The sequence below is a fragment of the Halomonas sp. 3F2F genome (assembly GCF_014897805.1).
In the GTDB taxonomy this organism is placed as follows: domain Bacteria; phylum Pseudomonadota; class Gammaproteobacteria; order Pseudomonadales; family Halomonadaceae; genus Vreelandella.
In genome coordinates this window covers 20,469-43,487 of the sequence record NZ_JABUZE010000061.1, presented here as the reverse complement: position 1 = coordinate 43,487, position 23,019 = coordinate 20,469, and the positions used below count along the sequence as shown (strand labels likewise).

Sequence of the window (23,019 nt, the reverse complement as noted above, 5' to 3'; positions counted from 1 at the left end):
TAGCTAGCCAAGCTTCGTATTCAGGCTTGGCTAGCTGAGTTACGTATTAGCGGTTTGCCTAAAACGGCCATCCTTACAGCCACAGCTTTTAGCTAACGAGACGGCTTTCTGATTGAAGAGAGTAACGTTCAGCAATGGATAAAGTCTGGTATCTGCTCACCCGCAAGCGATCTCCCCTTCTCGCACCAAAAAAGAGATAACCCCTAAAGGCGCGCACTAATCTGGAATTTACACCTACGCTTGTGATTCTTATAACATTTATAAACTTTAACTAAATTAGTTAAAACAATGGGTTATTAAATCTGGCACGGTACATGCATATATCTGCATGTACCGTATATCGGCTAGATAATTAGAGCCCTGCAGATTAGTCCTTAAATTCAAAACATTGCTCTTAAGACATTGCTCTTAATGCTATGCATAGGATGAAACTGAAAAGCTGAATGGACTCTAGTTACCTGCCTATGACTTCATAGAGAGGTAGCAATGTCATTCAACCCAGAAGGTGTTACGCGTCGGTCTTTTTTAGGCATGGTGGGCGCAGTCGCAGGGGCGGCGGCAATGTATTCCGCAATGAGCACAATGGGTTTTGCTTCACCGTCTAACTGGCGGGGTCGACTAAACCTACAGGGAGCCCCTGACAATACCAACATTTTAATTTTAGGCGCTGGGTTAGCAGGCATGACAGCAGCCTTTGAGTTGCGTAATGCAGGCTACAACGTAAAAATTCTCGAGTATCGCGATAAGGCCGGAGGCCGTTGTTGGACATTACGTGGAGGCGACAGCTATACCGAATTAGGTGGATTTACCCAGCATATCGACTTTGCCGAAGGCAATTACTTAAACCCTGGCCCTTGGCGAATCCCGTCAGATCATTTTGCTGTATTGGATTACTGCAAACGCTTCGGAGTTAAACTGGAGCCTTTCATTCAGGTAAATTATAACGCCTACCTACATGACTCAGAGGCCTTTAATGGTAAACCTCAACGCTTTAAGGAGGTGGCCACTGATTTCAGAGGACACGTCGCAGAATTACTTGCCAAAGTCGTTGATCAAAAGGGTCTAGATGAAGCGGTTAGTGCTGAAGATGCAGAAAAACTCGTTGCCGCACTCAAACGCTATGGGGCGCTAAACGACAATTTAGATTATGTAACAGGGAGTGAGTCTTCCTCTTTCCGCGGTTGGTCGCACCCTGAAGGTGGCGGCGTTGATGGAAAGCCTGAGCCATCTCAAGTGAACGCCCTTTCTGACATACTGAATTCAACGCTTTGGCGCAATCTAACGACAGGCGATAACTTGCATATGCAGTCCACCATCTTCCAACCAGTGGGTGGGATGGACATGATTGCTAAAGGGTTTGAAGAGCAAGTTGGCGAGCTGATCACTTATAACGCTAAAGTTACCCGAATTAGCCACGAAGGTAATCGCGTAACAGCCTCTTGGGTCTCCGCCGATAGCGGCAGTAATGAACAAACAGAAACCGCCGATTACTGCATCTGCACCATTCCTTTTTCGGTACTCAGCCAGATTGATCATGACTTCTCACCACGTATGAGCAAGATCATTGATTCCATGCCCTACGCATCAGCCTTCAAAGCGGGCATTGAGTTTAAGCGACGCTTTTGGGAAGAGGATGAACACATCTACGGCGGCATTAGCTATACCAACCTGCCTATTACGCTAATTTCTTACCCGCCCTACAACATGTTTAGCGATGGCCCGGGCGTGCTTTTAGCTGCTTACCCATGGGGTGCTTACGCCTATCAATTTAACGCCCTCTCTCCCGAAGACCGAATCGCTAAGGTCATGGAATACGGATCGCAGATTCACCCTCAATATTACGATGAGTTCAAAACCGGCGCTTCAGTGGCATGGCATCGTGTTCCATGGACATTGGGCTGTTATGGGCTATGGCAAGATCGTGAAGCGGACTACCAAGACGCCACCGTAATGGACGGGCGAACGTTAATGGCAGGCGAGCATATTTCGTATCTTCCGGCCTGGATGGAAGGGGCCGTACTCTCCGCTCTGGATGCCGTCGAACGCCTACACACCACTATTACAGAGGCTTAAGGAGTTCGCGATATGAAAACACTATTCACTTCAATGACTGCACTCTTACTCTCTATGCCACTTATGGCCCAGGAGACTTCCATTGATACGAGCAACTGGTTCGATGACCCTTCCATGCTGACACAAACTGACGGCGCATCCATCTATGCAGGTGTTTGTGCCGGTTGTCACATGCCCAGTGGGCAAGGTGCCAAAGGGGCAGGAGAATACCCAGCGCTTGCTAACAATCCCAACTTAATGACGGCTGCCTACCCAATCAGCTTGGTTATCTACGGTCATAAAGCTATGCCCGCTTTAGGTGGCTTATTGGAAGATGAACAAGTTGCTTCGGTAGTGAACTTTATCCGCACCAATTTTGGCAATAATTACACTGACAACCAAGCTAGTGCAGAACAGATTGCGAGTATGCGCTAACTTTTTTTCACTCAACCACAAGCAATTCAAAAGGAATTAAATGATGAGTTTTAGAAACGCTATTATCGGGCTAACGTTGCTCTCCGCCTATGCTGGCACTGCACTAGCGGAAGACATTATTCGCCACCCTATTCCCAATTCTGATTTTCCTATCCTACAAGCGGTTGAGATACCCTCTAGCAGTGCGACGGTTTATCTTAGTGGCACCGTTCCTAGTATCATCAATGAAGATGCCGATCCAAATAGTGCAGAAGCGTTTGGAACCACCGAAGAGCAAACAGTGACGGTAATGAACCGCATTAAAGCGCAGTTAGAAAACCTAGGTTTAGGGGTAGGCGATATTATAAAAATGCAGGCGTTTCTTGTCGCGCCAGAGGGCGAGACAGTCGATTTCCAGGGCTTTATGGCTGGCTACACGCAATTCTTCGGTACCGAAGAACAGCCTAACCTACCCGTTCGCTCTGCCATGGTCGTCGATGCACTAGTCAATCCCGGTTGGCTAGTAGAAATTGAAGTTACCGCCGTTCGACCGTAGCCTACAGGGCTGCAAAGAAAGCAAAACAGCCGATTACATAAAAGTAGTCGGCTTTTTTAACAGCAAGCTGTTAGCAGACCACAAACGACATCTGAGGCACTATGTACAGCACTAGCATAGGGCGCGATCGCCGGAAAACGGCCATCGCCTGCCGGGCCATAGGTAACGCCCCAATCGGGAAGAAAACGCTGCACTACCTGTAATTGTGATTTCATCATGACAATTTCCTAACGTCCTTGTATTTCCTTTCGCTAGCTGTATCGTTAAAAACGAGCAGTAAGCTAGAGCCAGCATTCAGCCGTTTGATCAACGGGTGCATCTATAGCTATCCCTTCCCCTCTCTTGCCTGAAATATGATTTTTTCCTTCTTTAGCAGTCGCTGGAAATAACGCTTCCATAGCGTTTAAACATTATGGATCATTAGGATTTACCAGCTGACGCCAAGGATCTTGCTATGCACCAACCTATCGCTGTTTTCGACGCGGGTATCGGTAGCTATGCCATTGTTGCCGAGATACACAAACGCCTTCCCAAACAGGATATTTTATATTTCGCTGACCGGGCGAGCTTTCCTTATGGCAGCAAAGGGCGGGATGAGCTACTCACAGTTATGCATCGTACGCTACGTTTCCTCGAGAGCTACACACCCTCCGCCATCGTTATCGCCTCGAACGCACCCTCTATTATGGTGCTGGACGATATTCGTCAAAGCACATTGGTCCCCTTGTTCGGCGTCTACCCACCTATCGCAGAAGCGCTTGCCATATCGGTAACTGGCAAGATTGGCATCATGGGGGTGCATTCTCTCATCGAAAGTTCACCTCTGAAGCAATTCATCGCTCACCATGCGCCTAATCCGGATAATGTCAGCTTGATCAATGCCTCCTCCATGGTGGAACTTGTCGAGAATGGTGCCTTCATATTCGACCCGAAGACAACTCAGCAAGCGGTCACTGCTTTTATAGACGACGTTTTCCAACAGAATCCTGATATCGATACTCTGACGCTTTCAAGTACGCATCTACCATGGTTGCGTTCTTACTTCGAGTCGGCGCGTCCAAACTGCCGCTTCCTCGATCCCGCCGAAGCGATTGTCGCGGGGCTAGGCAACGGCACACAGGGCACAGGACAGATTCGTGGCCTAGTAACAGAAAGTGATGCCTATAACGTCGAAACCTTCCAACGTATGTTGCAGCAGTTCGGCGTAGATATCCCGTTAGAGGTGGTCTCGCTACCATGACGTATGGCCTGCTGACATTTCAACGTGAACCACGATGAAATACCCACAAGCTGATACTCCAGACAGCGGCACATGCCGCTGCCTAGTTGCCCTCTACTCAGACGGTTTATCCGCAGAGCTATCCGCGTCCTGTGAACGCTTGCCTTGTCCATCTCCGCGTGCAATATCCTCATGGCTGATAACCATGACTTCTCTTGGCCACCACTCTGGATGGTTATCGCGGATAAAGGCCAACATTTTCTCGCGAATGTTCATCTCGGCCGTCCAGCCCGCCATAGGATCCGATGTCATTAAATAGCAAGTGACCGTTTGCGCGTAGGCAGTTTGCTTGGTCACATAACAAAGCAGTTTATGATGCTCAATGACATTATCTTCTTCCTGGGCATAGGCTAAAAACATCTCCCTCACTTGAGAAATATCAGCGCTTAAATGCAGCGTCAGCTCTAAGAAGCGGTACATTTTAGTGCTCTTCACCGAGAGGTTTTCAAACGGCTTAGACGTAAAGTAGGTAACCGGCACGATGACACGTCGTTCATCCCAGGAGCGCAGTCGAATAAAGGTATAAAAAATGCCCTCAACATAGCACCATTGCCCTTCGAAGATGACCAAGTCACCAATTCGTATAGGCTTGGCAAGCGACAGCTGAAAAGAAGAGAGGATATTGCCTAACACCGCTTGGCCGGCAATACCTACCAGTACGGCCAGCACACTAGCCGACGCCAACAGCGACAAGCCTAAAGACTCAAACAGCTGGATCTGCCCCAGTACATAAACCGACACACCAATGACGGTGATTAAGATAATCACGCGGCGCAAAGCATACAGCGAGGTTAACAGACGACGTTTATCTTTAGGCTTAGTATCGTCAATTTCCCCGACTAAGCGCCGTGTCATGCGCAGCATGATCGTGTCGATCAAGCGTAGTGCAATGGTACCAGCACCCCAGGCCATAATTGAGATCAACAATACGCGGAACGTCGTCGTCACAATGGCGGAAAACGATACAACGTAGTCCAGCAACATCTGCGTTACCAGCGACATAACAATCATCGCCATGGGCACGCCAATTTGATCGGCGAAAATAGTAGACACGCCTGAAGGCAGAATACGTGCCACTAGCCCAACAACGTAGTAAGTCACCATGCCTACCGTGCCAATGGCGATTAAAAAAACCGGGATCGCTAACCATTCCCAAATTTTTAGTATGCCAAACGATGCCTTCAGCCGTTCTGGAATATAGCTTTCTAGCATTGAAGGCCCATACTCTTCATAGAGAGCTGGAATAGACGACACACTCTCTGGCATTACTAGCCAAACAGGATCTTCTTCATTGATTCGATAACGCCCTATCCGAACATCATAAGCCTGTCCTTCTACTTTTAATGCTGCCAGCTCTATATTTCGTCGTGGCGAACCCGCTAAAGGGTTCTGACCAGAAGCGTCTTCAATCGCTGCGTCTTGGCGAGCCGGCAGATTCGAGGCATTTAGCCACTCACCACGCTTTAGTACCTCCGCTAACTGCCTCGCAAGCTCAGCTCCCCTCGCCTGCTGCTCACTTGGATCAATGCCGTTTAGATTAAGCAAATGCGCGGCTGAGGCGTAATTGCCACTTTCGGTGAAGGTTAAAAAGCTACGGACCGCTTCCCGTGGCGACATTCGTTTAGCCTCTTCCGGCACCTCTCCTAGCCCTGCGTTAAGCGAGTCAATAGCGAACCACCGCTCATTTTCGCTCTCATCTCCTTGAGTTTGCGCTGTGCTAACGCTGGAAAACACCAAAGTGACAACCAGCACAACCCACACAGGCCACAAGCTGTTTTTTTTCATACCAACCTTGTCATTAAAAGTAAGTGAGCCAAACAACCAGCCACTAACTGGCAATAAAACCGCCAGCCCTGCGCTGAACACAGTGCATCCATGCCAGTGGTTGAGCAAAGTACAGACGACGTTCTTCAATCCAGCAAGCATCTAGTGTTCCAACACTGCAACACTGAGTCTCAGTTGCACTATCTATTACATGCTTCACTTAACACGTACCCTTCTTAACCAGCAACGTACTCTTTAAGGAGAAACGATGAAAAAGTTAGTAGGTGTTACCAGCGCTCCACGCCCTCACTGGGTGGGTGACGGCTTTCCGGCGCGTTCGCTGTTCTCCTATGGCCCACGCTCCGAGCAGTTGAGTCCCTTTTTGTTACTGGACTATGCTGGGCCCGCCGACTTTACTCCCACCACGCGGCCACGTGGTGTCGGGCAACACCCGCACCGCGGGTTTGAAACCGTCACGATTGTCTACCAAGGAGAAGTGGCGCACCGCGACTCAACGGGCAAAGGCGGCGTAATTGGCCCAGGCGACGTGCAGTGGATGACGGCGGGTGCGGGTATCCTGCACGATGAGTTTCATTCGCCCGCGTTTACAGAGCAAGGCGGTACACTAGAGATGGTTCAGCTGTGGGTAAACTTACCCGCTAAAGACAAAATGGCGACGCCAGGCTATCAGGCAATTTTTAATGCCCAGATTCCTGTGGCAGCGCTACCTGATCAAGCTGGGAGCGTCCGCGTGATCGCCGGCAGCTATATAGATGACAACCGTAAGGCCCACGCGGGCCCAGCACAGACGTTCTCACCGATGAACGTATGGGATGTGCGACTAAACGGTGGCCAGACAACCACGCTGACGCAGCCGGATGGATGGACAACCCTGCTGGTCGTGCTAAAAGGGACGGTTCAAGTCAATGGCGAAGAGGTACTGCGTGACGCGCAAGTAGCCGAGCTTTCAAGAGCGGGTGACGCGCTGACACTTGAAGCCAATAATGACGCAACCCTGTTGCTGCTGAGTGGCGAGCCGCTCAATGAGCCAGTGGTAGGTCATGGGCCGTTTGTGATGAATAGCGAACGTGACATCATTGAAGCGATAGAAGACTTTAACAACGGCCGCTTTGGCCACATGCCAAGCTAATGACGTCGCTATTTAAGCAGCAACTTTTCAAGCAGCTACTGTTGAAGTAATTACTATTGAAGTAACAATTGGGCTGGCTTAATAGCCAGCCCTTCCGCTACGAATTAATTACGCTGCTGGTCTGGAAAAGGAATGAATTCTTCATCGTCCCCCGGCGGCAATTTAAATCGCCCATGCTCGAAGTCACCTTCCATCCACGCCTGCTTAGCAGCCGCTAATTTTTCCCGGGAAGACGCCACGAAGTTCCAGGAGATATAGCGTGGTCCATTGAGCGTTTCGCCGCCGAGCAGCATTAGCCGAGCTCCGCTTTCGCCCGCAGTTACGGTAATGGGGTCACCCGGGCGGAAAACCATCATTTGTCCCGCATCAAAGATATCCCCTGCAATACTAACGCTACCCGACGTTACATAGAGCCCACGGTCTTCGTGGCCATCTGGCAAAGGAAGCTTAGCACCTGGCTGGAGAACTGCATCCGCATAGAACATCTCCGAAAAGGTCTGTACAGGCGCCTGTTCACCCCATGCCGTACCCAGAATCAAACGAACCTCTTTACCCTCACCTTTAAGCAGCGGCAATGTCTCCTGCCCATGGTGCGCAAAGCTGGCGGGTTTATCTTCGTATGCTTCAGGCAATGCCACCCACGTCTGAATACCAAACAGGGAGTGCTTATTCTGACGTGTAGCGGGGCTAGTACGCTCGGAATGGGTCACGCCATTACCAGCAACCATCCAATTAACCGCCCCAGGATGAATCATCTGATTAGTCCCCAGACTGTCCCGATGCTGGAACTCTCCCTGGTACAAGTAAGTGACCGTAGCAAGTCCAATATGGGGATGAGGACGAACATCGATACCATCCTCTCTAAGAAATTCAGCGGGCCCCATCTGATCAAAAAAAATAAACGGGCCAACCATCTGGCGCTTGGGCGCGGGAAGCGCACGTCGTACCTCAAAGCCACCTAGGTCGTGTGCACGAGGTACGATCAGTGTTTCAATATCGTGTAGGTTGCCTGCGGAAGGACATTTAGGCTCAATATCGGGCATCCAGCTCATAGGAATTTCTCCAGAAGTGAGAGGCAGGAAAGTGTCGAATACTCGTTAAGCGAGCACATAGCGTCCCTTGGTATCGCTGGTTTCATGTTCAATGGTAAAGGGGCTTGCAGGTGTATCAGACATCGCCTTCTCCTTCTTATATTGCACGTTACCCAGCCAAGGGCCTATTGCTATAACTTAATAGATATCAGCGAAACATCCATGACGCGACTAGACGCACCACACGGGGCATCACCACATAGACCACCAGCCCGACCACGCTGGCAGCAACAACACCGTGGCGAATACCCCATGTATTCAACCAGGGAAATAACGCGAAAAGCGGCCCCCAAAGAAACGGAACCAACATGGTGAGAGGCCAGATAACCGAGGTTGTAACAAGCCACTGCTTCCAGCGCACAGGCTGTTTGTTAACAGGTGCATTAGGTGGCGAGAACCAGTAATCGATACCGCTTTGAATCTGGATGACTTCCTCTTCCCGAAAGGCCGGTAACGCATCATTGATCAACGCCTTTCGTTCGGCAGACTCAAGCCATCTCCCGGCTTCAGCATGGGAGGCAAACCTAAGCGCTATTTCATAATCATGGTGCCCCTCAGCAGGACGAAGAATATGCACGCCAAGATGACCAGGATACTGACCCGCCACATGGATGATTTTTTTTAACCATGCTTCATACTCAGCCCGCGCCTCGGGTTTCACGCGATGACATATCTTCAGTGTTAGCGCACCGGACTCTTCGGGTGACTCTGCACTATGTTCAGGGGGCATGGTGGTATTCCATAATTGATGGACAACGGATTAATGCCATCCTTGCAAGCAATGACCAGGGGCCTACCTGCCCCCAGTCATGAGCATGGTTTACTTCTTATCAGAGGATTGTGTCAAAGTGCTGTAGCTATTCATTAAGTTGCGATAGTCGGGGATATGATTAGAAAAGAGCGCCCCTAGGCCTTCAATATCATTTCTCCAATCACGATGAAGTTCGCAGGCAGCACCAAACCAGGTCATTAACTGGGCACCGGCGCTACTCATGCGGTCCCAAGCAGCATCACGGGTAAGTTCGTTAAAGGTCCCCGATGCATCGGTGATCACGAACACATCAAACTCTTCTTCAAGTGCGGAAAGCGCCGGGAAAGCCACACATACCTCGGTCACCACGCCCGCAATAATCAGCTGTTTCTTACCCGTCGCCTTAACCGCTTTTACGAAGTCCTCGTTATCCCAGGCATTAATTTGTCCAGGGCGTGCGATGTAAGGCGCCTCTGGAAACATCTCTTTTAATTCAGGTACCAGCGGCCCATTAGGCCCATCTTCGAAGCTTGTGGTAAGAATCGTTGGCAGACCAAAGTATTTCGCCAAGTCAGCAAGCGCCAGTACGTTATTTTTGAACCGATCAGGGTCAATATCACGAACTAAGGACAACAGCCCAGTTTGGTGATCTACTAAAAGAACGGCAGCGTTATCTTTATCGAGACGAACATAGGGGTTAGCCATGACATACTCCTTTATCTATTAGCCTGAGTGGGCTTTTGGAAAACACAGATCCAACAGCTCTTGCGCATGCCATACAGAGTTTAGTAGTTCGCTGACTCGATGATTAGATAGAAAATTAAGACACAGCGTTGCACAGGGAGAACACATGACGCCCCCTAATCTGAATGATCTTTATTATTTTGTGAAGGTAGTCGACCATGGAGGGTTTTCTCCAGCGGGCCGTGCGCTGGGCATTGCCAAATCAAAATTAAGCAGACGAGTGGGAGAGTTAGAAAGTCAGCTTAACGTGCGCTTGTTGCACCGTTCGACCCGCCACCTAACACTCACTGATATTGGCCAACGCTACTACCAGCACTGCAAAGCCATGCTAGTGGAAGCTGAAGCGGCCCAGCAGTTCATCGAAGAAACCCAACAAGTGCCCTGCGGTACCATCCGCATCAGTTGTCCCACGGGGCTATTGAGCTTTCACGTCAGTGCAATACTGGCTGATTTCATGGTGCTCTACCCAGATGTCCTGATACATCTGGAAGGAACTAACCGCCGTATTGACCCGTTTGTTGAGGGTTTTGACATTTCACTCCGCGCCCGCCCCTTTCCTTTAGAAGATAGCGAGCTTGTTCTGAAGGTACTATCGGATCGCGGGCAATGCTTGGTAGCAAGCCCAATACTGATTGAACAACACGGCATGCCATCAACGCCCAACGATCTTAGCAAACTGCCTAGTCTAAGCAGAGCAAGGCCAGAGGAAGCTCACACTTGGCACCTTCAACGCGACGGTGAAGAGTGCCAAATTGAGCATTCGCCACGGTTTATTACCACTGATATGACCGCACTTTATAGAGCAGCACTGGCTGGCGTTGGTGTGGTGCAACTTCCAAGTTTAATGCTAGGCGATTCGTTGGCCTCAAATAAGCTAGTGCAAGTAGTGCCTGAATGGGAGCCTCGACGGGAAGTTATTCATGCGGTTTATCCTTCCCGTCGAGGCTTGCTGCCCTCTGTCAGAGCACTGTTAGACTTTCTTGCCGAACGATACGCAGCCATTGGAATGGAACGCTAATACACGCATCACCGCTCCATTTCGCCCAGCGCCTTGAGTTCTTCGTCATATAGCGCGACTAGTAGCAGCTCGCCGTGCTCGTTGACTCGAAACTGACCATAACGGGCGAGCTCAAAACGCTCAGCGTGGCCTTCCTGAAAGAAAAATGCATCCGTAGCAAAGCGCACGTTCCCATTGCGCAACCGGTAGCGTAAGCGTCTTTCGTCATCGCCTAGCGGCGTGCCATCATCCAAGCGTTGGAAGTGGGCGATTGATGCTTCATCCAAACGAACCACCACGCTGTCATTGGCTGCCGTTTGCATGGCATTTCCATCCGCCTCTTCGTGGCGATCAATTGCACGCTGCATACGAATACGGTTAGCCAAGGCAAAGCTTAGCGCCATGTAGTCACCCTGCATTAACGAGCGCGGATCAACCGGAGCAAGCTCCAAATAAACAATCTCACCTTCGGCCAGGTGATGCTCTTTCTGCCAAATGGCCCAGTTAACCACCGCTAGCACAACAGCAGTGGCAACAATGACTATCCAGCGGTTTCGCTTCACGTTACGGCTCATTAGCATCTCCTAGCGGCATGGGCTTATGCACTGTTAACCATCGGTTTAGCCACCAACGCTTCAGTCCCCAGCGAATGGATAACAGCAACGCCCCCATTGCCAGCAACATGAGTGATTTCATCAACAGCGTCACCTCCAGCCAGTAGTAATAATTACTAGCCGCCATCAGTAGTAACAAAATACCGCTTCCCATCAGCACCCGGTGACCAAGCGTAAATCCGAGCAATAGTACGGTAACCCCAGCGCCAAGCCCCGGCATATACACTGATACCACCGCCACTAGCGCGACTGCGCCATAAATCACCAAGCGTTGCACAATGGCAGGCTGAGAATGCTGACGAAATGCCTGATGAATAACGCACACTAAGGCCAACGCCACCAAAGCAGTGCTCAGCCAACTGGCAAGCCATGGGTCAAACCACTGAGCGTCTGAATCGTAAAGCCAGGCAAGCTGGTTAGAGTACGCCTGCCCTTGAAGCACCAACACTCCCATTAACAGGCCAGCCCCCCATGCCTGAACCGCCCCTATGCGCCCAGGCCAACGACATTCATTCAACCAGAGCAGTGTCAGCACCAGCACCACCATGCCAATCGCCACCGGTGCCAGTCCATTGGCTGCCAACGCCATCGTTAACGCTAAACTTGCTAAAAACGCCGACATACTGCGGTGAACCTGGCTCGGCATGATCAGCGCCAGCGAGCACTGTAGCGCCAGCAGTACCCACCATAGGCTTGCGGAAACACCCCACATCTCGACCGCTGGCCAGGCTACTAATAATTGCCCAGCTAAGCTAAACGCCAGCGCCATGTGCTCCAACACATCGCTTCGTGCGGCGCGTAGTAGCGCAAATGCCCCGCCAATCAACAGGCTGCCTACGACAAGAGAAGCCACTGAGCTTTCCAGTACAAATACCACTGCCGTGGCAATAAAGCCCAACAGAAACAGCGCTGCTAACCAGCCGGAAAACGCCTGCAGAACCCGCACAAACCAGGGTGATTCCAGCGGCGTTGTAGATGAAGGCTCATTTAGCGCAATGCCAGCCTGAGTTAATCGCTGCTTTAACGTACTCATAGACTGACTCATGACGCCTCCTCCGCGTTTAATCGCTTCAGCCACATCACCGCTGCCGCCCCCATGGCAAAGACCGCACCTGCCAGCAACAGCAAGCCGCCTTCATTCCATTGGCCTTCCCATAATACGTAGCGTGCGAGTAGCAATGTGACCACCGCTATCAGCGAGACGCAGCCCCCTGCCAACATAAATAGCTCAAGCCGCCACTGACGATAAACGCCATACAGCACTGCCAACCACACGGGGTAAACCGCCACAATCGGTGTCAACGCATGCGTTTCCCCACTCACCCACGCCATCATCAGTAGCGTCAGCGGCACGCCGCTACCCAGCGCCAACAAACAAATTGCCCAACGCCCCGGCCAACCTCGGCGCTGCACGCCCCACTCCCAGACGACTTGAGCCGCTAAGTTGATCAGCACCAGCCCCCATAAACCGGCATTATCAGCCAAGAACACACTGCCTAAAATGCCGCCCCAAGTGCTGCTATACAGCCACACTGATAGGTTCAAAAGTCCTAGCCATGCCACCCAAAGGGCATCAAAACGAGCGATCCATACCAACGGCAAACTAAGCAGGCACCAAAGGAAAAACAGCTGCCATGGGTCAGCACCCGTTTGGTAAACCTGACCAACCAGCGCCAGTAGTACGCCTATCAACAGAAACGCCGCGGCTAACGCCACGCGAAAAAGCATCACGCTCGCGCTACCCCACACCGCTATGCCTGCCGCCAACACCAACGCGGCCTGCACTAACGCAAAGCGTGGCAGGCGGCCCATGTCCGACCAATTGAAAGCCACGAAAAACAGCACCGCGCAAGCCAGTGCCAAGCCACCCAGCCACAGCAGCAGCCGGTCAATCAACAGTGCCCAGGCGTGGGGCGACGGATGTAGTCCCGCCACCTTAACCGCTAACGGCACTTGTTCAGGAGGTATCACTCCCTGCTCAATTAACGACATGAGTTTACGGCGTGTAGTGGCCATGAGCGCTCTCCTTGCTGAAACACACTTGTTGAAATAAGGGGAAGCGTTATTACAAACATCGCCCTATCGTTAGAGTCCCCGTGACACATTTGTGAACTTTGCGCGATACACTCTTTATCACCCCGTGACCCGCCTGTGATGGTGAGCATCTAGGCTAGATTTTGAACCTGTCAGTTAGGCAGGCTTAAATCTTGGGGAGAGACCTCTATGAATAAGCTTACTACAGTCACTGCCATCTGCTTATTTAGCCTAATGGCAACGGCTAGCCACGCCGATGACATGATGTCCGAAGAAGGCATGATGGAAGACGACATGTCTCAGTCTATGGAGAGTGCGCCAATGGAGCATGAGTCAATGGGAAAAAGCGATATGGCGATGGATGATATGTCCGACGCGATGGACGACTCCATGGACGGTTCTATGGACGGGGATATGCATGATGACAGCATGTCTGACGATGGCATGGAAATGGAGAAAGACATGGAAATGCAAGACGAGGACATGTAAGACGAGGACATATAAGCTTCTGCCACACTATTAATCTGAGCACTCAAAAGCTGGGATACCTATGACACGAAACGTACTGATTATTGAGGACAACCCGGGTATCGGTGAGCTCGTCCGCATGCATGTGGCCGAGCTTGGTATGAACCCCGTTCTTTGTGAACGGGGTGATACCGGGCTTGAACGTTTTCGTGAAGGGGGTATCGATCTAGTAATTCTCGACTTGATGCTGCCCGGCCTGGATGGGCTGTCGATTTGCCGCGAAATTCGCTCCGGCCCAGGTTACGTTCCGGTACTGATGCTAACCGCCAAAAGTACGGAGCTTGATCGCGTACTAGGTCTGGAAATGGGGGCGGATGATTACCTCACCAAGCCTTTCAGTGTGGCTGAACTATCGGCAAGGGTGAAAGCCTTGTTCCGACGCGTAGATGCCATGGCATCTGCCACCGTCACGCAACCCAGCCAGCAAGAATTAATCACCGACGGGCTGCGCATTGATCCGCTGCGTCGGCGGGTGTTTATAAAAGATCAGCCTGTCGAACTCACCGCCCGGGAATTTGACCTGTTATGGCACTTTGCCAGCCACCCAGGTCGGGTATTCAGCCGTATCCAACTGCTCGACACTGTGTGGGGCTACAGCCACGAAGGTTACGAGCATACCGTCAATACCCATATCAACCGCTTACGGGGCAAGATCGAAGCAGATCCCGCTGACCCGGTGTTTATCCAAACCGTTTGGGGGGTGGGCTATCGCTTCCGCGAATAAGTTATGCTGAAAACACTCTATACTCGGCTAGCCTTAGGCTTGTTTCTGTTATTGCTCGTCGTCGGCCTGCTATATACCTTCATCAGCCTCTATTCGCTGCGTGAATACAACGCTTCGGTCAATCAGGCGTTACACCAGAATCTGGCCAAAAATCTAGTGTCAGACAGAAACCTAGTCAGCAACGGGCAGCTTGATAGTAGCGCCCTGGAAGAACTGTTCGCACTCTACATGGCCATTAATCCCAGCATCGAGATCTACCTGCTAGGGCTGGATGGCACCATTCTGTCTTATTCAGCAGATCCAGCGAAGATTAAACGCAAGCAAGTCTCGATGGCCCCCATACGCAGGCTGATGGCTGACATGAGCCTTTATCCAATATTGGGCGACGACCCTCGCAGCCATGACCGGCAGAAAGTCTTTTCCGTTACCCCAGTGCCAACAGCAGACAACCCCGAAGGATATCTATATGTCGTGTTACGGGGTGAAGAGTACGACGCGGCGGAAACCATGGCCCGTGGTGGCAAACTACTGGAAATGAGCGCCTGGGCGCTGCTGGTCAGCCTAACAGTGGCGATGCTCGCAGGACTGACTATTTTCCGCCTGCTGACTCGCCGCCTGAGATCATTAACACGGCGAGTAGAAGCGTTCGAGAACAGCGACATGAGCCAGTCCCAACTCGATAACAGATGGCACGACAAACAGTCCGTGGTGCGTGACGAGATCGACTATCTGGACGTTACCTTCGACGACATGGCTCGCCGGATTGCCACCCAGATCGAACAACTGACAGAAAAAGATGCCCAGCGCCGTCGTTTGATCGCCCAGGTATCCCACGACCTACGCACCCCGCTAGCCTCCATGCAAGGCTATATCGAAAGCCTGAAATTAAGACGTGATCGTCTCAGCCCCCAAGAACAAGATCGCTTTCTCGACATTGCCCTCAAAGAGGGCCGTCGGTTAAGCCGCTTAGTGGATGAGCTCTTCGAGCTTGCCGCCCTTGAGGCAAGAGAGAAACAGCCGGTGCCAGAACCCTTCCCGCTAGCGGAGCTGGTCCATGACGTGGTGCAGAAGCACGACCAAGCTGCACGCGACAACCACTTGGCGCTAACGTTAAGTGGCAACCCAGCACTGCCAACCGCGTACGCCGACCTAGCGATGACCGAACGTGTGCTGGACAACTTAATCAGCAACGCCATTGCCTACAGCCCCGCTGGCGGCCAAATCGACGTTGTGCTTAGTCAAATGAATGGAGAACCACAGGTTTGCATACAAGATAGCGGCCCAGGCATTGCGGAACAGGATCTACCGCATATCTTTGACCCGTTTTATCGTGGCGAAACCTCTAGTGGCGTTGGCCATGCAGGGCTAGGGCTAGCGATTGCGCGCAGAATCATGACGCTTCAGGGCGGTGATATCGGCGTCGAAAACCTAGCCAGTGGCGGGGCATCGTTCTGCATACGGTTACCCACCGCCCCCTCGCCCCCCAACGTTATAAATACGTAATAACCTAGAGAGTTGGTTGTGATAACTCTCATGCAAACTGGTCACAGTAGTCACACCCTTTCCCCATAGCGAGTGGAGATACCACATGCTTATAAAGATAGCCAAACCGAGTGATTTACACGAATCCGATGTAACACCGGAATCTATTTACCTCTCCCGACGGCGCTTTATGGGGGGCATGGCGGGCTTAGGCGCGGGGCTTGCCCTCTCCGGCCACGTCCGCGCCAACGAAGATTATGCTGATGTGCCGGAAGGCGATGCCCCAGCCTGGCTGAAGGAAAAAATCAGCGACACCCAATGGCGAGCGATCACCCCCAGCGACCCTGATAAAGATAAAATCGCCCCCTTTGACGATGCCAGCGGCTACAACAACTTTTTTGAGTTTGGCACCGACAAACGCGACCCCGCCCGCCATGCAGGCAGCCTGGAAACCCAGCCCTGGAGCGTGGTGGTCGATGGTGAAGTGAATAACGGCGGGCGCTTTGCCCTAGAAGACTTCGCTAAGCCTGCGCAGTTTGAAGAGCGCATTTACCGCCTGCGCTGCGTAGAGGCGTGGTCGATGGTAATTCCCTGGCTTGGCATCCCCCTTGCGGAGGTGATTCGACGTGCCGATCCCACCAGCAAAGCCAAGTACGTGCGCTTTGAAACCCTGGTGGACCCAGAGCAAATGCCTGGCCAGCGCTCTTCGTTCTCGATAATCGACTGGCCTTATGTGGAAGGTTTACGCCTAGACGAGGCTATGAACCCGCTAACACTGCTCGCCATGGGCATGTATGGCCGTGAACTGCCCAACCAAAACGGCGCACCCTTGCGGCTGGTGGTGCCCTGGAAGTATGGCTTCAAAAGCATTAAATCGATTGTGCGTATCTCACTGGTGGAAGAGCAGCCGGTCAATTCCTGGCAACGAATCGCCGCCGATGAGTATGGCTTCTACGCCAACGTTAACCCACAAGTTGACCACCCACGCTGGAGCCAAGCCACCGAGCGGCGGCTTCCCAACAGCCTGTTCAACGCTAATACCATTGATACCCAGATGTTCAACGGCTATGCCGACGAGGTTGCCGAGCTATATGCTGGTATGGATTTAAGGAAGCACTACTAATGGCTGCACCACGGGTATGGTTACTGTGGCGGGTAGGCGTTTTCCTGGCGGCGCTCGCGCCGCTGGTGTTCTGGGGCTGGCAGGTAGCGATTAACGCCGCAGGCCCCGAGCCAGGCAATTATCTGCTGCTAAACATCGGCATTGGCGGGCTATGGATGCTGCTGCTCACGCTAAGCCTTACGCCGCTCGCCAAGCTCACCCGCTGGAAAGGCTTTGCATTGATCCGCCGTCAGCTTGGTCTATGGACACTCGCCTACGCCACCCTGCATATGCTCAGCTACGCGCTGTTTATTCTAGGGCTTAACTGGACACTGTTGGGTAGCGAGCTGGTCAAACGGCCCTACATCATTGTTGGCATGATCGCACTGATCGGCCTTGCCGTATTGGGGGCGACCTCTAACAAATGGTCGATGCGCCGTTTAGGTAAACGCTGGAAGCCGTTACACAAATTTTCCTATGTCATTTTAGGGCTGGTACTGCTGCACTTCTTTTGGGTGGTGCGCGCCGACATGCAAGAGTGGGCCATGTATGCCGCCATTGCCACGTTAGTCATGGCAACCCGCCTGCCGCCCGTCGCGCGCACACTGCCAAAGCTGCGCTATAGATTGAGTCGTACTTAGGGCTTGTAAGAGCTATCAACCGACGAAACCTAGCCAAGTACGCAGCGCAGGTGCTTACGATAGGCAGATTTGTCGCGCGCTACATCTGGAGCCTTCATTACGTCGTTGGCGATAAAGGTCGGCAGGGCTTCTAAGCCGATAAATTCCTGAGATTTGTGGAACGGGAAGTAAACACCATCCACACCGCACCCTTCGAAGAAGTTATCCGGTTCATCGAACGCTTCCAAAGGCGCGTTCCAGGTTAACGACAACATATAGCGACGTCCCTGCAGCAGGCCACCACTACCGTACTGCTTGGTCGGGTCTTGGCGGCTACGGCCATCGCTGGCGTAAAGCGAGCCGTGGCCTTCTGTGAACACCTCATCAATGTAGCGCTTCACAATCCAGGGCGCGCCCATCCACCAACCAGGCATTTGATACACAATCGTGTCCGCCCACAGGTAATTCTGCACCTCGGCCTTCAGATCATAGCCTTGATCAATCACCGTCTCGCGTATCTGATAGCCCATTTCCTGCAGAGTGCTTACCGCCACGCCGTGCAGCGTATTATTGAGTTCACCGCCAGAGTGTGCAAACGCTTTACCGCCATTAATCAGCAGAATTTTCATTAATAAAACCTCTCATGATAGCCTGATATCCATGCTTATACTCTTTTGCATGGCGTTTAATGAACGGTATTGTGAGTTCAAAACATGCGAAAAAATAGCGACACGTCAGCAAGACACTTTTGATTTAAAATCAACAAACAGGGTATTCGCCATTAAGGCAACCGATAACGCTATGAACAGCACTCAATGAAAAGCACCCTTGAAGAACAGCAGGCCTTTGTGACGGTCGTCGATAGCGGCTCAATCACCGGTGCTGCAGAACGGCTTGACATTACCGTTTCTGGGGTTAGCCGTGCGCTCAACCGCCTGGAGCAAAAACTCGGCGCTACCCTGCTACGTAGAACCACGCGTCGCCTGGAGCTGACCGAAGAGGGAGAAACATTCCTAAACCATTGCCGCCGTATTCTCGCCGCCGTGGAAGAAGCCGAAGAAGCGATGCTGGATCGCCACAATCAGCCGCAAGGCAGGTTACGGATCAACGCCGCTCCCAGCTTTATGCAGTTCGTGATTGTGCCGGTGATTGGCGAGTTCCGCGCACGCTACCCTGGTATTACGCTGGAACTCGATACCCATGACCGCTTTATCGATCTACTGGAGCAGCGGGTTGATTTGGCCATCCGCATTGGCAAACTAGAAGACTCGTCGCTACACGCCCGCCGCCTTGGCCACAGCCCGCTGCGTCTTCTGGCCAGCCCCGCCTACTTTGAACGCAACGGCGCGCCGCAAAGCATCGACGACCTTCAAGAACACAGTTTGCTAGGCTTCAGCCAGCTCGATCATCTCAACCGCTGGCCTCTGTGCCGCGCCGATGGCCAACCCTTGCATATCACTCCAACGCTGGCGGCCTCCAGCGGAAGTACGCTAATAGAGCTGGCCATGGCAGGAGAAGGTATTGTCTGCCTCGCCGACTTTATGACCATCACTCCCCGTCGCAACGGCACACTGGTGGATGTATTACCCGATTGCATAGAAATGCAGACCCAAGCGGTCAATGCCGTGTACTACCGCCAAACTACGCTTTCCCAGCGCACCCGACTGTTTATGGAGTTTTTAGCTGAACAACTGCCAGGGAAGTATTTGATCGCTTAAATCACTCAATTAGCCGCCCCGAGTGCCCAGAAGCTGTTTGAGAACCCGCGATTCCAGCACAAAGGGAACGGACATATGATCTTCGCCCTCCACGGTGTGAAAACTGCTACGCAACCCGTATGCCGACAATGCTTCAATCCGCTGGTATAGCTGGCTAGCATCCTGCTGGTTCTGCAGAGAGTCGTTATCGGCCACGGCCAATGACAGGCTGTGATGGATAACATTTACCTCTCCGGCTTCTACCTGCTGCCTGAAGTCGCGTTCATGTTTCAACAGGTAGCTATTGTTCCACCAGAGACTGGGGCTGGCCGCGACAATGTGGTTAAACAGATCCGGCCGAGTAAATAAGGCATAAATCGCAAACATACCGCCGAACGAGTGCCCATAAAGGCTCTGGTGATTAGCATCCACAGGGAAACGCTCGGCAACCGCTGGCATTAGGCTGTGCTCGATAAAATCGAGCAGTTCATCCTGTCCTCCTTGAGGTGGTTCGTTGTGTTCCTCTGCCACCGGAGGAGATAAGTCGTAGGAGCGTCGCAGAAAGTTATGCGGCGCTTCTCCTGGATAACCAATACCAACAATGATGGCTTGGCGAAACTGCTCTTGTGCCCGCTTAGCCTCATGCAAGGAAGCGAAATAAGCGTTGCCATCCAACACATAAATCACCGGGTAACCGCCGCTATCAGGCACCTCGCCTTCCGGTTTACTGATCAGGATACGATAGGTGGCACCTTGCTCGTTTTGCATCGCCCATTCCAGCGTCTGATCAAGGGTCACCTGACGTTCGGCCGTAACGGGCGACGCATGTGCATGCGTTGTTTGCCCTAATACGGCCATTAAAGCCAGCCCGGTAAACACTAATATTCTGACGGATAATTGCATGACTAGTTGTCCTCGCGATGCTACGGCTTAATCACCATTTGTATGAGAGGCTGCCAATCAGGCTGCGCCCGGCACCGCGATAGCAATAGATACCCTCACAGGAAATGTGCTCTTCGTCCGTTACGTTAGTGGCGTTGAGGCTGGCACGAACTCCCTGTAAAGAGCCCGCGAAATCATAGTGAGCCGCCATATCAATCAGGCTGTATCCAGCGTTTTTATTGCTGTTGGCGTTATCAATGTACTCACTTCCGGTGTAGCGCACGCCACCGGAAAGATGCAGTCGCTCCAACGCAGGAACGCGATAATCCACCCAAAGGGACGCCAGATGGCGTGGGGTATTCGCCAAGTCACTCCCCTCGTTGCCATCATTATCTACGGTGATTTCGCTGCGGTTATAGTTGTAACTTGCCGTCATGCGCAGGTTATCGGTGACATTCCCAACAGCCTCAAGCTCCAACCCACGGGTGCGCACCTCTCCGGTTTGGATTTGAAACAGCGGATTGTCGAGATCGGTGGTTTTACGATTGGTTTCATCAATCTGGTAGATCGCCGCAGTCAACATCGCTTCGCTGCCCACTGGCTGGTATTTCAACCCCAACTCAAACTGCTCACCTTCGGTGGGATCAAAGTCATTGCCGCTTGCATCGGTGCCGCTCTCAGGCAAGAACGACTGCGCATAGCTAAAGTACGGAGATACCCCTGAATCGAACGCGTAAAGTGCGCCAAAGCGCCACGTGTTCTGTTCATCTTGGCTTTCGCTAGTAGTACCAGTGAGGTTGTTGCGAGTTTCGTCCCGCACCCAATCGCGACGCAGACCGGCGGTCAAACGCCAGTTATCGAGTTTAATCTGATCCTGTAAATAAAGGCCTCTACGATGGTTTTTACCACTGTCGTTGGTCCAAACGTTACTCGGCTGAGCGACAGGCTGACTATAATCCGGGTTGTCGATATCGATCGACGGCGCGCTGCCACCCGCATAAATAACATCGTTCTCAAGATAGGCGTAATCGACGCCTAACATCACCTGGTGCTCCACCGCGCCCTGATCAAAGGTCGCCATCAGCCGGGTGTCGGTGCTAAGCGACTCCATCTCTTCGTAAAGGCCGACACTGCTGCGGTTTAGCGTTGTACCGGCTAAGGTACCTGCTGAAAGGTACTGATTGGTGGCATCCACCTGACCGTAGCGTACATTTTGCTGCAGTTGCAGCTGGTCACTCCAACGGTGGTTAAATTCATAGCCCAGTGCCCACTGCTGTTGATCCAGCTTGTCGTAATCTTCATCGCCAGCCCAAAAATGGGTCAAGTTATCACCATCCTGATAAGGGCGCGGTGAGGCGGAGGTCTGGCGCTCCTGATACTGCGTAATAAAGGTAATGTCGGTACGTTCGCTCATCTGCCAATGGAGAGTAGGCGCCAGCAAGGTGACGTCATTATCCACCTGTTCGATATCTGTTTGTGCATCGCGCATAACACCCACTATGCGGTACTGCACATCGCTGCCTATATCTCCCCCCACATCGAACTGGCCTTGCAGGTGGTCATGACTGCCGACCTGCAGCTGCACTTCCTTCGTCGCATCCACCTGCGGACGCTTGCTGACCCGGTTCACCAGCCCACCGGGTGAAAGCTGACCATAGCGCATCGAATCGGGGCCTTTAACCACCTCAATGCGTTCCAGGTTATAGGGCACGGTGGAATAGTAAGAGAGCCAGCCACTATTGGGTTGGCGCAAGCCATCAAGAAAATCGCCATGATATACCGTCGGAAACCCCCTCACCGAGATCAAGTCAAAGCGCGGGTCCATCCCCGACGCTTCCACTCGAACCCCTGCCGTGTAGGCCACCGCCTGCTCTACGGACGACGGCTGGCGGTCACGAAGCTGCTCTGCGGTGACCACACTGATGCTTTGCGCAAGCTCTATCAGCGGTGTATCGGTTTTGCTACCTGCCGAGGTGCTAAAGGCCAAATAACCATCACTAGCGATTCGGCTGCCCACCACTTCCACGGTATCTAACACCATGTTTTCTGAGCTACCCGTTTTCTCCATGACATAGTCCGCAGGCCCCCGCTTGACCACTTTCAAACCACTGCCCTGAAGCAGCTGGGCAAACCCCTCTTCCACGCTATAACGTCCATGCAATCCAACGCTTTGCAGGTCTTCAGTGAGATAAGCAGAAAAAGACAACACAACGCCCGCATGACTAGCGAACTGACTCAATACACTGCCCAGTGCCCCCGGTTCGATGTTGTATGCCTGTTGGCTAGCAGCCTGTTGCGACTGTCCATCCACTGTTTGCGCCTGTGCCGCCTGAGCAGGCAACAGCACCATCGAACTCATCAGGGCACAGCCCAGGGCAATACCGCCAAGCGCACGCGTGGATTTGCCACCATGGTGGTATCGAAGTGATATGAGTGTCTGCTTGGGTTCAAAGGATGTGGTCATCGTTATCTCGTCAATTCCAGAATCGGTTGCTTTATCTCTGGGTCGAACGAGATCGAAAAAGGGACAATAAATAA

The 23,019-nt window shown here is 52.2% G+C and carries 23 protein-coding genes; 12 read left to right on the top strand and 11 right to left on the bottom strand.

The features are described 5' to 3' along the window. The first annotated feature begins 486 nt into the window (after positions 1–486). Genes INT21_RS07115 through INT21_RS07105 form a run of 3 tightly spaced genes read left to right on the top strand, consistent with a single transcriptional unit; the run spans position 487 to position 3,022 of the window. Positions 487–2,073 (top strand): flavin monoamine oxidase family protein, encoded by a 1,587-nt coding sequence (locus INT21_RS07115; protein WP_193060967.1) that lies wholly within the window; start codon positions 487–489, stop codon positions 2,071–2,073. Positions 2,074–2,085: 12 nt separating this feature from the next. After that, positions 2,086–2,487, top strand: coding sequence for a c-type cytochrome (locus tag INT21_RS07110; protein WP_226912517.1), 402 nt, complete (start codon positions 2,086–2,088; stop codon positions 2,485–2,487). Between the two features lie 43 nt (positions 2,488–2,530). Then, complete coding sequence (locus tag INT21_RS07105; protein WP_226912518.1) at positions 2,531–3,022, top strand: RidA family protein; 492 nt, start codon at positions 2,531–2,533, stop codon at positions 3,020–3,022. A 56-nt stretch (positions 3,023–3,078) separates the two neighbouring features. Here the strand turns inward: INT21_RS07105 and INT21_RS07100 are convergent, their stop codons facing one another. Next, complete coding sequence (locus INT21_RS07100; RefSeq protein WP_193060969.1) at positions 3,079–3,240, bottom strand: hypothetical protein; 162 nt, start codon at positions 3,238–3,240, stop codon at positions 3,079–3,081. Between the two features lie 236 nt (positions 3,241–3,476). Between INT21_RS07100 and INT21_RS07095 the strand changes: the two genes are divergently transcribed. After that, on the top strand, positions 3,477–4,262 hold the full coding sequence (locus INT21_RS07095) for a glutamate racemase (protein ID WP_193060970.1): 786 nt from the start codon (positions 3,477–3,479) through the stop codon (positions 4,260–4,262). Positions 4,263–4,355: 93 nt separating this feature from the next. Here INT21_RS07095 and INT21_RS07090 read toward each other — a convergent pair whose 3' ends face one another. Continuing rightward, the gene (locus tag INT21_RS07090) at positions 4,356–6,086 is read right to left on the bottom strand and encodes a mechanosensitive ion channel family protein (protein WP_193060971.1); all 1,731 of its coding nucleotides are present in this window, start codon (positions 6,084–6,086) and stop codon (positions 4,356–4,358) included. A 247-nt stretch (positions 6,087–6,333) separates the two neighbouring features. Between INT21_RS07090 and INT21_RS07085 the strand changes: the two genes are divergently transcribed. Continuing rightward, on the top strand, positions 6,334–7,215 hold the full coding sequence (locus INT21_RS07085; protein ID WP_193060972.1) for a pirin family protein: 882 nt from the start codon (positions 6,334–6,336) through the stop codon (positions 7,213–7,215). Positions 7,216–7,319: 104 nt separating this feature from the next. Here the strand turns inward: INT21_RS07085 and INT21_RS07080 are convergent, their stop codons facing one another. From INT21_RS07080 to ycaC, 3 genes are all read right to left on the bottom strand, one after another. Continuing rightward, complete coding sequence (locus tag INT21_RS07080) at positions 7,320–8,267, bottom strand: pirin family protein (protein WP_193060973.1); 948 nt, start codon at positions 8,265–8,267, stop codon at positions 7,320–7,322. 187 nt (positions 8,268–8,454) lie between these two features. Continuing rightward, positions 8,455–9,036, bottom strand: coding sequence for an antibiotic biosynthesis monooxygenase (locus INT21_RS07075; RefSeq protein ID WP_193060974.1), 582 nt, complete (start codon positions 9,034–9,036; stop codon positions 8,455–8,457). 90 nt (positions 9,037–9,126) lie between these two features. Next, the gene (ycaC, locus tag INT21_RS07070; protein WP_193060975.1) at positions 9,127–9,762 is read right to left on the bottom strand and encodes an isochorismate family cysteine hydrolase YcaC; all 636 of its coding nucleotides are present in this window, start codon (positions 9,760–9,762) and stop codon (positions 9,127–9,129) included. A 145-nt stretch (positions 9,763–9,907) separates the two neighbouring features. Between ycaC and INT21_RS07065 the strand changes: the two genes are divergently transcribed. Continuing rightward, positions 9,908–10,819 carry a LysR family transcriptional regulator gene (locus INT21_RS07065; RefSeq protein ID WP_193060976.1) on the top strand — a complete coding sequence of 304 codons (912 nt, stop codon included), beginning with the start codon at positions 9,908–9,910 and terminating at the stop codon, positions 10,817–10,819. 8 nt (positions 10,820–10,827) lie between these two features. Here INT21_RS07065 and INT21_RS07060 read toward each other — a convergent pair whose 3' ends face one another. From INT21_RS07060 to INT21_RS07050, 3 genes are read right to left on the bottom strand one after another with little or no spacing between them, the layout of a single operon-like run. Further along, positions 10,828–11,373, bottom strand: coding sequence for a GDYXXLXY domain-containing protein (locus INT21_RS07060; RefSeq protein ID WP_193060977.1), 546 nt, complete (start codon positions 11,371–11,373; stop codon positions 10,828–10,830). Continuing rightward, positions 11,363–12,457, bottom strand: a complete 1,095-nt coding sequence (locus tag INT21_RS07055; protein ID WP_193060978.1) for a DUF4401 domain-containing protein — start codon at positions 12,455–12,457, stop codon at positions 11,363–11,365. The genes INT21_RS07060 and INT21_RS07055 overlap by 11 nt, the downstream gene beginning before the upstream one ends. Beyond that, positions 12,454–13,428, bottom strand: a complete 975-nt coding sequence (locus tag INT21_RS07050) for a DUF2157 domain-containing protein (protein WP_193060979.1) — start codon at positions 13,426–13,428, stop codon at positions 12,454–12,456. Before INT21_RS07050 ends, INT21_RS07055 begins: the two co-directional genes overlap by 4 nt. Positions 13,429–13,635: 207 nt before the next feature. Here INT21_RS07050 and INT21_RS07045 point away from each other — a divergent pair, with 207 nt between their 5' ends. The 5 genes from INT21_RS07045 to msrQ all read left to right on the top strand — a co-directional run bounded on the left by INT21_RS07045 (position 13,636) and on the right by msrQ (position 17,923). After that, a complete protein-coding gene (locus tag INT21_RS07045; RefSeq protein ID WP_193060980.1) occupies positions 13,636–13,935 on the top strand; it encodes a hypothetical protein in 300 nt (99 codons plus the stop codon). Positions 13,936–13,996: 61 nt separating this feature from the next. Further along, complete coding sequence (locus INT21_RS07040; protein ID WP_193060981.1) at positions 13,997–14,698, top strand: response regulator transcription factor; 702 nt, start codon at positions 13,997–13,999, stop codon at positions 14,696–14,698. A gap of 3 nt (positions 14,699–14,701) precedes the next feature. Continuing rightward, positions 14,702–16,201: a sensor histidine kinase gene (locus INT21_RS07035; protein WP_193060982.1), complete on the top strand. Its 1,500-nt coding sequence runs from the start codon at positions 14,702–14,704 to the stop codon at positions 16,199–16,201. An 85-nt stretch (positions 16,202–16,286) separates the two neighbouring features. Beyond that, the gene (gene msrP / locus INT21_RS07030; protein ID WP_193060983.1) at positions 16,287–17,303 is read left to right on the top strand and encodes a protein-methionine-sulfoxide reductase catalytic subunit MsrP; all 1,017 of its coding nucleotides are present in this window, start codon (positions 16,287–16,289) and stop codon (positions 17,301–17,303) included. Further along, positions 17,303–17,923 (top strand): protein-methionine-sulfoxide reductase heme-binding subunit MsrQ, encoded by a 621-nt coding sequence (msrQ, locus tag INT21_RS07025; protein ID WP_193060984.1) that lies wholly within the window; start codon positions 17,303–17,305, stop codon positions 17,921–17,923. The genes msrP and msrQ overlap by 1 nt, the downstream gene beginning before the upstream one ends. 29 nt (positions 17,924–17,952) lie before the next feature. On the opposite strand, the gene INT21_RS07020 is transcribed toward msrQ, so the two are convergent. Next, positions 17,953–18,531, bottom strand: coding sequence for an NAD(P)H-dependent oxidoreductase (locus INT21_RS07020; RefSeq protein ID WP_193060985.1), 579 nt, complete (start codon positions 18,529–18,531; stop codon positions 17,953–17,955). 186 nt (positions 18,532–18,717) lie between these two features. On the opposite strand from INT21_RS07020, the gene INT21_RS07015 reads away from it, so the two are divergent. Beyond that, on the top strand, positions 18,718–19,620 hold the full coding sequence (locus tag INT21_RS07015; protein WP_193060986.1) for a LysR substrate-binding domain-containing protein: 903 nt from the start codon (positions 18,718–18,720) through the stop codon (positions 19,618–19,620). Positions 19,621–19,629: 9 nt separating this feature from the next. On the opposite strand, the gene INT21_RS07010 is transcribed toward INT21_RS07015, so the two are convergent. Further along, positions 19,630–20,502 (bottom strand): alpha/beta hydrolase, encoded by an 873-nt coding sequence (locus INT21_RS07010; protein WP_193060987.1) that lies wholly within the window; start codon positions 20,500–20,502, stop codon positions 19,630–19,632. Between the two features lie 31 nt (positions 20,503–20,533). Beyond that, positions 20,534–22,945, bottom strand: coding sequence for a TonB-dependent siderophore receptor (locus INT21_RS07005; RefSeq protein WP_226912520.1), 2,412 nt, complete (start codon positions 22,943–22,945; stop codon positions 20,534–20,536). Positions 22,946–23,019: the final 74 nt, after the last annotated feature.

Bases quoted from the DNA above. Each gene is read 5' to 3' on its own strand.
- INT21_RS07115 (WP_193060967.1), top strand. From the start codon at position 487: ATGTCATTCAACCCAGAAGGTGTTACGCGTCGGTCTTTTTTAGGCATG.
- INT21_RS07110 (WP_226912517.1), top strand. From the start codon at position 2,086: ATGAAAACACTATTCACTTCAATGACTGCACTCTTACTCTCTATGCCA.
- INT21_RS07105 (WP_226912518.1), top strand. From the start codon at position 2,531: ATGAGTTTTAGAAACGCTATTATCGGGCTAACGTTGCTCTCCGCCTAT.
- INT21_RS07100 (WP_193060969.1), bottom strand. From the start codon at position 3,240: ATGATGAAATCACAATTACAGGTAGTGCAGCGTTTTCTTCCCGATTGG.
- INT21_RS07095 (WP_193060970.1), top strand. From the start codon at position 3,477: ATGCACCAACCTATCGCTGTTTTCGACGCGGGTATCGGTAGCTATGCC.
- INT21_RS07090 (WP_193060971.1), bottom strand. From the start codon at position 6,086: ATGAAAAAAAACAGCTTGTGGCCTGTGTGGGTTGTGCTGGTTGTCACT.
- INT21_RS07085 (WP_193060972.1), top strand. From the start codon at position 6,334: ATGAAAAAGTTAGTAGGTGTTACCAGCGCTCCACGCCCTCACTGGGTG.
- INT21_RS07080 (WP_193060973.1), bottom strand. From the start codon at position 8,267: ATGAGCTGGATGCCCGATATTGAGCCTAAATGTCCTTCCGCAGGCAAC.
- INT21_RS07075 (WP_193060974.1), bottom strand. From the start codon at position 9,036: ATGCCCCCTGAACATAGTGCAGAGTCACCCGAAGAGTCCGGTGCGCTA.
- ycaC (WP_193060975.1), bottom strand. From the start codon at position 9,762: ATGGCTAACCCCTATGTTCGTCTCGATAAAGATAACGCTGCCGTTCTT.
- INT21_RS07065 (WP_193060976.1), top strand. From the start codon at position 9,908: ATGACGCCCCCTAATCTGAATGATCTTTATTATTTTGTGAAGGTAGTC.
- INT21_RS07060 (WP_193060977.1), bottom strand. From the start codon at position 11,373: ATGAGCCGTAACGTGAAGCGAAACCGCTGGATAGTCATTGTTGCCACT.
- INT21_RS07055 (WP_193060978.1), bottom strand. From the start codon at position 12,457: ATGAGTCAGTCTATGAGTACGTTAAAGCAGCGATTAACTCAGGCTGGC.
- INT21_RS07050 (WP_193060979.1), bottom strand. From the start codon at position 13,428: ATGGCCACTACACGCCGTAAACTCATGTCGTTAATTGAGCAGGGAGTG.
- INT21_RS07045 (WP_193060980.1), top strand. From the start codon at position 13,636: ATGAATAAGCTTACTACAGTCACTGCCATCTGCTTATTTAGCCTAATG.
- INT21_RS07040 (WP_193060981.1), top strand. From the start codon at position 13,997: ATGACACGAAACGTACTGATTATTGAGGACAACCCGGGTATCGGTGAG.
- INT21_RS07035 (WP_193060982.1), top strand. From the start codon at position 14,702: ATGCTGAAAACACTCTATACTCGGCTAGCCTTAGGCTTGTTTCTGTTA.
- msrP (WP_193060983.1), top strand. From the start codon at position 16,287: ATGCTTATAAAGATAGCCAAACCGAGTGATTTACACGAATCCGATGTA.
- msrQ (WP_193060984.1), top strand. From the start codon at position 17,303: ATGGCTGCACCACGGGTATGGTTACTGTGGCGGGTAGGCGTTTTCCTG.
- INT21_RS07020 (WP_193060985.1), bottom strand. From the start codon at position 18,531: ATGAAAATTCTGCTGATTAATGGCGGTAAAGCGTTTGCACACTCTGGC.
- INT21_RS07015 (WP_193060986.1), top strand. From the start codon at position 18,718: ATGAAAAGCACCCTTGAAGAACAGCAGGCCTTTGTGACGGTCGTCGAT.
- INT21_RS07010 (WP_193060987.1), bottom strand. From the start codon at position 20,502: ATGCAATTATCCGTCAGAATATTAGTGTTTACCGGGCTGGCTTTAATG.
- INT21_RS07005 (WP_226912520.1), bottom strand. From the start codon at position 22,945: ATGACCACATCCTTTGAACCCAAGCAGACACTCATATCACTTCGATAC.